Genomic DNA, 506 nt, shown 5'->3' on the forward strand with positions numbered 1-506 from the left:
TCAATCACAATGACCGAGCCATTGCTCAAGGTCACGGTCATCGCGGTGCCGGCCGGATTGGTCAGGGTCGCGGTGTAGGTGATCGAGCCGCCTTCGGTAATGGCACCGGTAGCGGTCAAGGTCAGGCCGGTGGCGTCCAGAGAGTCGCTGATGGTTGTGACGGCTGGGGTAGTGCTCGGCACCAGGTTCTCGAAGTTACCGCCGGTGGTGCCGGTAATCGTCGTGCTGACAGTGGAGCCATTGACGTACACATCATTGGCTGGGGTATCAACGACCACGGTGCCGGAACTCTTGCCCGCTTCAATGACGATGACCGAGCCATTGCTCAAGGTCACGGTCATCGCGGTGCCGGCTGGATTGGTCAGGGTCGCGGTGTAAGTGATCTGGCCGCCTTCGGTAATAGCACCCGTAGCGGTCAAGGTCAGACTGGTAGCGTCCAGCGAGTCACTGATGATGGTGACGGCTGGGGTAGTGCTTGGGACCAGGTTCTCGAAATTACCGCCGGT

Annotated in this window: 1 protein-coding gene; it reads right to left on the minus strand. The window is 60.1% G+C overall.

The window, feature by feature from the left end; translation table 11 throughout:
* Positions 1-506 (minus strand): immunoglobulin-like domain-containing protein (locus NR126_RS28450; protein ID WP_256832491.1); only part of this gene is annotated, 506 nt, incomplete at both ends.

Source organism: Pseudomonas sp. Pse1 (genome assembly GCF_024519635.1).
In the GTDB taxonomy this organism is placed as follows: domain Bacteria; phylum Pseudomonadota; class Gammaproteobacteria; order Pseudomonadales; family Pseudomonadaceae; genus Aquipseudomonas.